We start from the raw sequence: 11,389 nt of genomic DNA on the forward strand, positions 1-11,389 counted from the left end.
TAGTCCAAATGAAAAAGAAAACCTTGGGAGTTCTGATCGGTGCGGCGGCCGTGGCGGCTGCAGGCGCCTGGCATTTCACGAAAGCGCCGGCCCAGCCTGCGGACGGCAAGAAGGGGCAGGGCGGCCAGGGCCCGACCACGGTCAATGTCATCAGCCCGAAGCGGCAGGATGTGCCGGTAGTGCTGCAGGCGAACGGCACGGTGAGCCCGATCAGCACGGTGGACCTGCATCCCCAGACCACGAGCACCATCGTCAAGGTGCACGTGAAGGAAGGGCAGTTCGTGAAGGAAGGGGAACTCATGTTCTCCCTGGACAGCCGCAGCGAATCGGCTAATCTGCAGAAGGCGGAGGCCCAGGTGGCGCGCGACCGCGCGAGCCTGGCCGACCTGGAGCGCCAGTACAAGCGCAGCCTGGAGCTGCTGAGCCAGAAGTTCATCGCCCAGGGCGCCGTGGACACGCTGAAGAGCCAGGTGGACGCCGCGCGCGCCCTGCTGGAGGCCGATATTGCCGCCGCGCGCGCCGTGAAAGTGGACCAGAGCTTCACCACCATCCGCGCGCCGATGACGGGCCGGGTGGGCGCCATCAACGTCTATCCGGGCAGCCTGGTGCAGCTGTCCACCTCGCTGACCACGATTACCCAACTGAACCCGATCAACGTCGCGTTCACGCTGCCTGAAACGAGCCTGGCCGCGCTGCTGGACGCCCAGCGCGCGGGCACGGTGCCGGTGCAGGTGTTCCAGAACAATTCGGACCAGCCCATTGAAGGCAAGCTGAGCTTTATCGACAACACGGTGGACCCGGTGGCGGGCGTGATCCGCGTGAAGGCCCAGTTCGACAACAAGGACACCCGCCTGTGGCCGGGCCAGTACGTGAACACCAGGCTGACGGTGCAAACCCTGAAGGACGCCATCGTGGTGCCGCAGAACGCCATCATCAGCAATACCCGCGGCACCTTCGTCTACACCCTGGGCGAAGGCAAGACGGCCGCCGTGGCCAACGTGAAGCGCCTGCACTCCTTCGGCACGGAGGCGGCGGTGGAAGGCCTGAAGGGTGACGAGAAGGTCATCGTGGAAGGCAAACAGAACCTGCGTCCAGGCGGCAAGGTCGTGCTGGCGGACGCTTCCGGCCACCGCGGCGGCAAGGACCAGCAGCAAGAGAAGGGCAAGGCGGAATGAATTTGTCAGAGCTGAGTATCCGGCGCCCCGTCATGGTGGTGCTGCTCTCGCTGAGCGTGATTCTCGCGGGGGTGCTGGCCTACGCCCATATCCCCGTGGCGGCCCTGCCCAGCTACAACACGCCGGTGATCAACGTCGGCGCCGACCTGCCGGGCGCCAGCCCGGAGACCATGGCCTCCTCGGTCGCGCTGCCGCTGGAAAAGCAGTTCTCCACCATTGCCGGCCTGGCCATGATCACCTCCACCAGCACCCAGGGCAGCACCTCGCTCACGCTGGAATTCGACCCCAGCATCGACGTGAATGAAGTGGCGGTGGATGTGCAGGCGGCCCTGCTGCGCGCCCAGCGCCAGCTGCCGCAGGAGATGACGGACCTGCCGTCCTACCGCAAGGTGAACCCGGCCGATGCGCCGGTGCTGTTCATCCAGATGACCTCGCCATCCCTCACGCTCTCCGAGCTGAACGATTACGCGGAAAACCTGATTGCGCCCAGTCTTTCGACGCTGCCGGGCGTGGCCCAGGTCACGGTGAATGGCCAGAAGCGCTTTGCGGTGCGGGTGCGCGCCAAGTCCGACCTGCTGAACGCGCGCAATATGACGCTGGACGAGCTGCAGCAGGCCATCCGCTCGGCCAATGCCAACACGCCGCTCGGTATTCTCGACGGCCCGGACCAGACCCTCACCATCCAGGGCAACAGGCAGCTGATGAAGGCCTCCGAGTTTGCCGAGCTCATTGTGGCCGTGCGCAACGGCCAGCCGGTGCGCCTGAAGGATGTGGCCGAGGTGGAGGACAGCTTCCAGTCCATCAAGGCCATGGGCAGCTTCAACGGCGAGCGCTCCATCGCGCTGCTGGTGCAGCGCCAGCCGAACGCCAACACCGTGCAGGTGGTGGACGGGGTGCGCGGCCTGCTGCCGCGCTTCCGCGCCCAGCTGCCGTCCTCCATCAATATCGACCTGGTCAACGACCGTTCGCGCTCCATCCGCGAAGCGATCCACGACGTGAACCTCACCCTGGCCCTGACCGTGGTGCTGGTGGTGCTGGTGATCTTCCTCTTCCTGCGCCGCCTGGCCGCCACCTTCATTCCCGCGATCACGCTGCCCATTTCGCTGATGGGCGCTCTGGCCCTGCTGTACGCCTTCGGCTACAGCCTGGACAACGTGTCGCTGCTCGGCATCACGCTCGCCGTCGGCCTGGTGGTGGACGACGCCATCGTGGTGCTGGAGAACATCGTGCGGCATATCGAGCACGGCAAGAAGCCGCTGCAGGCCGCGCTGATCGGTTCGCGCGAGATGGGCTTTACCATCGTGTCGATCTCCGTGTCCCTGGTGGCGGTGTTCATCCCCATCTTCTTCATGCCGGGCGTGATCGGCCTGCTGTTCCATGAATTTGCGGTGGTGGTGGCGCTGGCGGTGCTGGTATCGGCCCTGGTGTCGCTGACCCTGGTGCCCATGCTGGCCTCGCGCTTCCTGCCTGCGGACGGGCATGAAAGCGCCGAGAGCGAGGGCTTCGTGGGCCGCTACTTCGAAGCGGGCTTCAACAGGCTGCGCAACGGCTACGCGCACACCCTGGACATGGCGCTGCGCCACCGCTATGTGGTGCTCGCCATCGCCATTGGCACCTTCGCGCTGACCGTGGTGATGTACACCGCCATTCCCAAGGGCTTCTTCCCCGAGGAGGACCTGGGCCAGGTCTTCGCCAGCTTCGAGGCCTCGGAAGACATCTCCTCCTCCGCCATGGTGAAGCTGCAGGGGCAGGTGGTCGACATCATCCGCGCCAATCCGGCGGTGCAGGACGTGACCTCCTTCACCAACGGCGGCAATTCCGGCCGCTCCTTCATCGTGCTCAAGCCGCGCAGCGAACGGGCCAAGATGCCGCAGGTGCTGGACAGCCTGCGCAAGGAAACGCGGAAGGTTGCCGGCATCTCCGTCTTCCTGCGCCCGGTGCAGAACCTGCAGCTGGGCGGACGGCCAAGCAAGAGCCGCTACCAATACACCCTGCAGTCAGTAAGCCCCGACGCGTTGGGCGACTGGGCCGAAAAATACCTGAACGCCATGCGCGCCGATCCGGACTTCCGCGACGTGACGAGCGACTCGCAGAACAAGGGCCTGCAGGCCTCGCTGCGCATCGACCGCGACAAGGCCAACAACCTGGGCGTGAAGCTGGCGGACGTGCGCACGGCCCTCTACCTCGCCTTTGGCGAGCGCCAGGTGTCCACCATCTACTCTTCGGCGGCCAGCTACTTCGTGATCATGGAGGCGGCCAATGAGGACCGGCAGTTCGACGATGCGCTGACGAAGGTATCGGTGCGCAGCAGCACGGGCGACCTCGTCAAGCTCTCCAGCTTTGCCACGGTGGAGCGCACGGTGGGGCCGACCGCCGTCAACCACCAGGGCCAGCTGCAGGCCATCACCATCTCATTCAACCTGGCGCCGGACGTCCCGCTGGGCAATGCCACGCGCAAGATCGACGCCATGGCGCAGGAAATGGGGCTGCCGCCGTCCATTATCACCAGCTACGGCGGCGATGCGGCCGTGTTCCAGAGTACCCAGGGCAGCCAGCTGGTGCTCATCATTGCCGCCCTGGGCGTGATCTACGTGCTGCTGGGCGTGCTGTACGAGAGCTATATCCACCCGCTGACCATTCTGGCGGGCCTGCCCTCGGCGGCCGTGGGGGCGCTGCTGACCCTGTGGCTCTTCAATCTCGACCTGACCATGATTGCCATCATCGGCATCCTCATGCTGATCGGTATCGTAAAGAAGAACGCGATCATGATGATCGACTTCGCCCTGCAGGCGCAGCGCGAGCAGGGCATGAAGCCGGTGGAGGCGATCCGGGAAGCCTGCGTGCTGCGCTTCCGCCCCATCATGATGACGACCCTGGCCGCGCTGATGGGCGCGCTGCCCATCGCCCTGGGCCTGGGCGCGGGCGCCGAGCTGCGCCAGCCGCTGGGCCTGGCCGTGTGTGGCGGCCTCATCTTCTCTCAGGTGATCACCCTCTACATCACGCCAGTGATCTACCTCTTCCTCGACAAATGGAGCGGCAACGGCCCGATGAACGACATCGACCTGGGCGGCGGCGAAGCGGCGGTGGAGAAACCGCCGGTCGAGCTGAAAGCGGTCAATCTCTCCAAGCACTGATATCATGCCGCCGGAAGCGAAAGTTTCCGGCGGGCCGCTCTTCAGATACATACGGTAACATCCGTCAAGAGCGCGCTCCAGTAAGCTTACATATCGCCGGTTAGCCGGTTACGTGCACAGAAATGAATTTGTCCGAGTCCAGCCACATCCATACGGATGACGAGTACTGCCCCCACTGCGGGCAGCGCCTGCCGCCGCCCGGCGTGTCGGGGCTCGACTATGGCTCGCGCAAGCCCAACCGGGTAGGTATCGCGGTGACCGTTGCGGTCCACCTCGCCATTGTGCTGCTGTTCATTATCAACCCAGGCCACCTCATCCGCATCAAGCCGCCCGCCAAGGAGGGCGAGCTGGTCTACATCGCCCCGCCGGCCCCGGCGCCGAAAAAAGCCCCGGCGCCCACCCCGCGGCCCGACCAGAAACCGCAGAAGCGGGAAGTGGCGAAAGCCCTGCCCAAGGTGCTGCCGCGCACGAACAATGAAGCAATCACGGACCCGCGCAAGGTGCAGGTCGACCCCACGCCTGCGAAAGAGCTGACGCCGGCGCCGCAGTTCGAAGATATGCAAGCCATGATCGAAGCCGCGCGTAAGCGGCGTGGCGCCCAGCCGAGCCAGTCCACGGACGCCTCGGTGGAAAGCGACGACGCGCGCGCCAAGCGCATCGCCCTGGCCAACATCATGGGGGCCCAGGGGCGCAGTGCGAATGGCGAGAAGGAAGACACGGGCGGCATCTTCGACGTGCAGAACAAGACCTTCGCCAGCGCCGACCTCAAGTTCCGCGGCTGGAACACCAACTTCAAGCGCCGCTGGCTGTCGCAGGTGCACGTCGAGGTCGGCAACGAAGTCGACATCGAAACCGCGGTGGCGAAGAAAATGATCGAGCTCATCCGCAAAGAAAAGCCGGGCGACTTCGACTGGGAATCGCACCGCCTGCGGAAAGTCGTGCGCATGAGTGCGCGCAAAGAGGACGAAGCCGAGCTGCTCGCCTTCCTCATCCAGGAAATGTTCCCCAACTACATCAAACCCGCCCGCCGCTAAGGCTACGGCTCACTTCGTGTCCACTTCTGGTGCCAGGGAAGAAAAGTGGACACGGACTGATCCCTAACTGCTCTAGCGCTGAGCTCGTGTCCAAAAATCTTCCCTGGCACCAGAAGTGGACACGAGCAGAGCAGTGAGCTCAGGCTTTGAGCTTGCGGGCGATGTCGAGGGCGAAGTAGGTGAGGATGCCGTCGGCGCCTGCGCGCTTGAAGGCGAGCATGCTTTCCATCATGACCTTGTCGTGGTCCAGCCAGCCGTTCTGCGCGGCAGCCTTCAGCATGGCGTATTCGCCGCTGACCTGGTAGGCGAACGTCGGCACCTTGAATTCGTCCTTCACCCGGCGCACGATGTCCAGGTAGGGCATGCCGGGTTTGACCATTACCATGTCTGCACCTTCCGCCAGATCGGCCGCCACTTCGCGCAGCGCTTCGTCGCTGTTGGCCGGGTCCATCTGGTAGGTGGCCTTGTCGCTCTTGCCCAGGTTGGCCGCCGAACCCACCGCGTCGCGGAAGGGGCCGTAGAAGGCCGAGGCGTATTTCGCGGAATAGGCCATGATGCGGGTGTGGATGAAGCCCTTCTCCTCCAGCGCATTGCGGATGGCGCCGATGCGCCCGTCCATCATGTCCGACGGGGCCACCACATCCACGCCTGCTTCGGCCTGCGCCAGCGCCTGGCGGATCAGCATGGCCGTCGTGACGTCGTTGAGCACATAGCCCTTCTCGTCGATCAGGCCGTCCTGGCCGTGGCTGGTGAAGGGGTCGAGCGCCACGTCCGTCAGAATGCCCAGCTCCGGGAAATTCTTCTTCAGCTCGCGCACGGCGCGCGGCACCAGACCTTCGGGATTGGTGGCTTCGATGCCGTCCGGCGTCTTCAGCGAGGCGTCGATCACGGGGAAGAGGGCCAGCACGGGAATGCCCAGCGTGACGCATTCTTCAGCCACTTTCATCAGCAGGTCGACCGAAACGCGCTCCACGCCCGGCATGGACAGCACCGGCTCGCGCTTGTTGCTGCCGTCCAGGATGAAGACGGGGTAGATGAGGTCGGACGCCGTCACCGCATGCTCGCGCATCAGGGCGCGCGAGAAGGGGTCGCGGCGCATGCGGCGCATGCGCAGGGCGGGGAAGGCGGCGTTGACGTGGGAATGGGGCATCTCAGACTCCTTGTTCGGTGGGCGCGGCATCGTCGTGCAAACCGGCGAGTTCTTCAATCTTCGCGGTCGCTTCCTCGATGCCGATGCGCTTCAGTGCGGAAAACAGCTGCACGGTGAAGGGGAAGCCTTCGCCGTCTTCGTCCACGTAGCTGTCGAGCTTGGCCTGCGCCTGGCGCAGCACGTTGACGGATTCGTTGCGGTTGAGCTTGTCCACCTTGGTCAGGATGCAGTGGATGGGCTTGCCCGTCGGGGCGAACCATTCCAGCATCTGGATGTCCAGGTCGGTGAACGGACGCCGCGCGTCCATGATCAGGATGAGGGCGGCCAGCTGCTCGCGCTGCTGCACGTAGTCGCCCAGCAGGCGCTGCCAGTGCAGCTTGGCGTCGCCCGATACTTCGGCATAGCCGTAGCCCGGCAGGTCGGCCAGCAGGCATTGGATCTCGTCCACCTTCGTTTCGTCCTTGCGGTGCATGGCGACGTGCGCCCCGCCGATCGAGAAGAAGTTGATGTGCTGGGTGCGCCCGGGCGTCTTGGAGGCGAAAGCCAGGCCCTTCTGGTTGCACAGGATGTTGATCGCGGTGGATTTTCCCGCATTCGAACGGCCCGCGAAGGCAATTTCAGGCACGGAGGTCCGGGGCAGGTCGCGCAGGTGATTAACGGTCGTGAAGAAGCGGGCTTGCCAGAGTTTGGACATGGAGATAAGCAGAAATTGCAACAAAAGGGGCGTTAAACGCCGGAAAGCTATTGTACAATAAGGGGTTACGAATTGTAGCCGCGCCCCTATGGGCGGGCCGCGATGTCTTACTTCTAATTATTGACTTTCAGGGTGTCTGAATGAATCGTGCGTTTTCACCGTTTGTAAAATCCATGTTCGTTGCAATGATGGCGGTTTCGGGCCTCGCAGTGGCTGCCGATGCGGCCCACGCCCCGGCTGCCAAGGTGGATGCGGCCAAGGGTGCCACCCTGTACGCCGACGGTGACAACGCGCGCGGCCTGCCGGCCTGCGTTTCCTGCCACGGCGCCGCGGGCAATTCGACCATCGCCGCAAATCCAAAGCTGGCCGGCCAGAACGCCGTCTACCTGCACAAGCAGCTGGTGGACTTCACCGGCCCGCAGCGCCAGCAGCCGGTGATGACCACCTACGCCAAGATGCTCACCGAGGAAGAGAAGCTGAACATCGCCGCCTACCTGGCTACCCAGACCCAGAAGCCGGGCGCTGCCAAGAACAAGGACACCATCGAGCTGGGCAAGAAGATCTACCGCGCCGGCATCGCCGAGAAGAACGTGCCTGCCTGCGCCAGCTGCCACGGCCCGGCCGGTAACGGCATGCCGACCCGCTATCCGCGCATCGGCGGCCAGCACCAGGACTACACCGTTGCCCAGCTGGCGGCCTTCAAGGCCAACGGCCGCAAGAACAGCGCCGAGATGAGCACCATCGCCCAGCGCATGTCCGACGACGAAATGAAAGCCGTCGCCGACTACGTGGCTGGCTTGAAGTAATCTCTGAAGCAACGCGCCCGCCAGAGGCGCGGGCATGGAAGTGAAAAGGGGCGGCCGCGCATGCGGGCCGCCTTTTTTGTTATGCTGCCAGCCTCATTTCCGGATCAATGCGCATGAGCAAACCCAGCACCACCGGCATCCGCCTGAACACCCGTCAACCCGCCCTGGCCGAGGCCGTGGAGCTGCTGTCGTCGATGCGTTTCGCCATCGCCCTCCTGGTGATGATCGCCATCTCCGCCATCATCGGCACGATCATGCAGCAAAACCGGGCAATGCCGGACTATATCAACCAGTTCGGCCCCTTCTGGTTCGAAGTCTTCAACAAGATCGGCCTCTACGCCGTGTATTCGGCCTGGTGGTTCCTGCTGATGATGGGCTTCCTCGTGGTGTCCACCACCCTGTGCATCATCCGCAATACGCCGAAGATGATCAAGGATATGCGCAGCTGGCGGGAGAACGTGCGCGAGCAGTCGCTGCGCAACTTCCACCACAAGGCGGAGTGGCAGTCTGGGCTGGGCCGCGACGCCCTGGCCCAGGAGATGGCCCAGCGCCTGTCCCACGCAGGCTACCAAGCGAAGATCGTGCCCAAGGAGCACGGGACGCTCGTCGCGGCCAAACGGGGCGCGGCCAACAAGTTCGGCTATATCTTCGCCCACACGGCCATCGTGGTGATCTGCATCGGCGGCCTGCTCGATTCCGACATGCCCATCCGCTTCCAGGAATGGGTGCTGGGGAAGAAGCCCTTTGCGGGCAGCGGGTTGATCGCGGACATCCCCGCCCAGCACCGCCTCAGCGTCAACAATCCCACCTTCCGCGCCAACAGCATGATTCCGGAAGGGCAGGCCAGCAACACCGCCGTGATCCCGCGCGCGGATGGCGTGCTGATCCAGGAGCTGCCCTTCACCATCCAGCTCAAGAAATTCAATATCGATTTCTACAGCACCGGCATGCCCAAGCTCTTCGCCAGCGAGGTAACGGTGCACGACCCCGAGAACGGCAAGACCTTCTCCTCCGTGATCGAAGTGAACAAGCCCCTCATCTACAAGGGGCTGGCCGTCTACCAGTCCAGCTTCGAGGATGGCGGCAGCAAGCTCAAGCTCACGGGCTTCCCCATGCAGGGCGCCAAGGCGGACCAGTTCGCCATTGCAGGCGAGGTGGGCGGCTCCACGCCGCTGAACGAGGCCTATACCGTGGAGTGGAGCGATTTCCGTCCCTTCAATGTGGAGAACCTGGCCGGCGAGGACGCGCGCGCCGTCACCAAGGGCGAAAACCTGAACGAGGCCCTCTCGAAGCAGCTGGGTTCTGCGGCCAAGAACGCGAACAACAAGGACCTCAAGAACGTGGGCCCGAGCGTGCAGTACAAGCTGCGCGACAAGACCGGCCAGGCGCGCGAATACCAGAACTACATGCAGCCGATCACGGTCGATAACGCGACCGTCTTCCTGGCTGGCGTGCGCAGCAATCCGGGCGAGCCCTTCAGCTACCTGCGCATTCCGGCGGACGAGGAGCACAGCGTGCGCGAATGGATGCGCCTGCGCGCCGCCCTGCACGATCCCGCCCTGCGCGCCAAGGCCGCGGCCGCCTACGCCCGCCGCGCCATGCCGTCCTCCGGCAACGCCGAAACGATGCGCGCCCAGCTGGAGCAGTCAGCGCTGAAGAGCCTGGAGATCTTCGCGGGCGACGACAAGGCGGCAGGCTTCGTGGCCGTGACCGAATTCCTGCGCAAGGTGCCGGAACAGGAGCAGGCCAAGGCGGCGGACATCTTCATGAAGATCCTGAACGGCACCCTGTGGGAGCTGTGGCAGGCCTCGCGCGAGCAGGCCGGGCTGAAGGCGCTGGAAGGCACGGAGCAGCAGGGCCGCTTCCTGCAGCTGGCGACGAATGCATTGGCCGACAGCTTCTTCTACAAGGCGCCCGTCTACCTGCAACTGGAAGAGTTCACGCAGGTGAAAGCCTCCGTCTTCCAGGTGACGCGCTCGCCGGGCAAGAACGTGGTCTACCTCGGCTGCCTCTTCCTGGTGCTGGGAGTGTTCGCCATGTTCTACATCCGCGAGCGCCGCCTCTGGATCTGGCTGCGCGACGACGAAAGCGGCAGCCACGCCCTCATGGCCATGAGCACCCAGCGCAAGACGCTGGACTTCGAGCGGGAATTCAACGAATTGAAGGAAAAACTGCCGCAATCGGCGTAAGCTGTGAGCGACACCTTGGGAGATGCAACAATGGAAATGACCCAAAAGCAAACCTACACGCAGGCGCCAGGCTACTTCAAGCGCCTGACCGTCTTCGACTGGCTGTTCGGCCTGGCCCTGCTGGCCGGGGCCCTGTACGCGTTCAACCGCTTCGGCGCCTACATGGACATCTACGAGAAGGTAATCCTGCTCGCTTCCGCGCCCGTGTTCGCGGCGCTGGGCTGGCACTGGAAGCCGGTGCGCTGGGTGATGCCCCTCACTTTCCTGCTGGCGCTGCTGGCCATCTCCATGTACGGCGGCGAGCTGGACATGGCGAACAAGAAGTTCTGGCTGCGCTACATGCTCTCCAGCCAGTCCGCCATCCTGTGGATGAGCGTCTTCTTCTTCCTCTCCACGCTGTTCTACTGGATCGGCCTGGCGAGCAAGTCGGCCTCGGGCGGCGCCATCGGCTCGGGCCTGAGCTGGGCCGCGCTGGTGCTGGGCATTACGGGCATGCTCGTGCGCTGGTACGAGTCCTACCTGATCGGCACGGACGTGGGCCACATCCCCATCTCCAACCTGTACGAAGTGTTCATCCTGTTCGCGCTGATCACGGCCATGTTCCACCTCTACTACGAGCAGCGCTACCAGACCCGCCAGCTCGGCCCCTTCATCCTGCTGGTGATCTCGGCGGCGGTGGCCTTCCTGCTCTGGTACACAGTCTCGCGCGGCGCGTCGGACATCCAGCCTCTTGTGCCTGCGCTGCAAAGCTGGTGGATGAAGATCCACGTGCCCGCCAACTTCATCGGCTATGGCACCTTTGCCCTGGCTGCCATGGTGGCCTCGGCCTACCTGCTGAAGTCCCACGGCTACCTGGTGGACCGCCTGCCGTCCCTCGAACTGCTGGACGACGTGATGTACAAGGCCATCTCGGCCGGTTTCGCCTTCTTCACCATCGCCACCATCCTGGGCGCCCTGTGGGCGGCCGAGGCCTGGGGCGGCTACTGGTCCTGGGACCCGAAGGAAACCTGGGCCCTCATCGTGTGGCTGAACTATGCGGCCTGGCTGCACATGCGCCTCATGTCCGGCCTGCGCGGCCGCGTCGCGGCCTGGTGGGCGCTGGTAGGCCTGCTGGTGACCACCTTCGCTTTCCTCGGCGTCAACATGTTCCTGTCCGGCCTCCATTCTTATGGGAAGCTTTAATTTGTAAGGTTTGAAACTCTGTCAG

8 protein-coding genes are annotated in these 11,389 nt (G+C 64.2%); 6 read left to right on the forward strand and 2 right to left on the reverse strand.

The window, feature by feature from the left end; genetic code table 11:
• Window positions 1–8 precede the first annotated feature (8 nt).
• From LSQ66_RS23865 to LSQ66_RS23875, 3 genes are all read left to right on the forward strand, one after another.
• Complete coding sequence (locus LSQ66_RS23865) at window positions 9–1,175, forward strand: efflux RND transporter periplasmic adaptor subunit (protein ID WP_231767641.1); 1,167 nt, start codon at window positions 9–11, stop codon at window positions 1,173–1,175.
• Window positions 1,172–4,309 carry an efflux RND transporter permease subunit gene (locus LSQ66_RS23870; RefSeq protein ID WP_231767642.1) on the forward strand — a complete coding sequence of 1,046 codons (3,138 nt, stop codon included), beginning with the start codon at window positions 1,172–1,174 and terminating at the stop codon, window positions 4,307–4,309. Before LSQ66_RS23865 ends, LSQ66_RS23870 begins: the two co-directional genes overlap by 4 nt.
• Window positions 4,310–4,431: 122 nt before the next feature.
• Window positions 4,432–5,343 (forward strand): hypothetical protein, encoded by a 912-nt coding sequence (locus LSQ66_RS23875; protein ID WP_231767643.1) that lies wholly within the window; start codon window positions 4,432–4,434, stop codon window positions 5,341–5,343.
• 139 nt (window positions 5,344–5,482) lie between these two features.
• On the opposite strand, the gene hemB is transcribed toward LSQ66_RS23875, so the two are convergent.
• Both hemB and yihA read right to left on the reverse strand, forming a co-directional pair.
• Window positions 5,483–6,493, reverse strand: coding sequence for a porphobilinogen synthase (gene hemB / locus LSQ66_RS23880; RefSeq protein ID WP_231767644.1), 1,011 nt, complete (start codon window positions 6,491–6,493; stop codon window positions 5,483–5,485).
• A gap of 1 nt (window position 6,494) precedes the next feature.
• Window positions 6,495–7,187, reverse strand: a complete 693-nt coding sequence (gene yihA / locus LSQ66_RS23885; protein WP_231767645.1) for a ribosome biogenesis GTP-binding protein YihA/YsxC — start codon at window positions 7,185–7,187, stop codon at window positions 6,495–6,497.
• Window positions 7,188–7,327: 140 nt separating this feature from the next.
• Between yihA and LSQ66_RS23890 the strand changes: the two genes are divergently transcribed.
• The 3 genes from LSQ66_RS23890 (at window position 7,328) to ccsB (ending at window position 11,364) form a co-directional block, all read left to right on the forward strand.
• Complete coding sequence (locus LSQ66_RS23890; protein ID WP_456085728.1) at window positions 7,328–7,993, forward strand: c-type cytochrome; 666 nt, start codon at window positions 7,328–7,330, stop codon at window positions 7,991–7,993.
• 113 nt (window positions 7,994–8,106) lie between these two features.
• A complete protein-coding gene (locus LSQ66_RS23895) occupies window positions 8,107–10,182 on the forward strand; it encodes a cytochrome c biogenesis protein ResB (protein ID WP_231767647.1) in 2,076 nt (691 codons plus the stop codon).
• Window positions 10,183–10,212: 30 nt separating this feature from the next.
• A complete protein-coding gene (gene ccsB / locus LSQ66_RS23900) occupies window positions 10,213–11,364 on the forward strand; it encodes a c-type cytochrome biogenesis protein CcsB (RefSeq protein ID WP_231767648.1) in 1,152 nt (383 codons plus the stop codon).
• Window positions 11,365–11,389: the final 25 nt, after the last annotated feature.

It is taken from the genome of Massilia endophytica (genome assembly GCF_021165955.1).
Lineage (GTDB): Bacteria > Pseudomonadota > Gammaproteobacteria > Burkholderiales > Burkholderiaceae_D > Rugamonas > Rugamonas endophytica.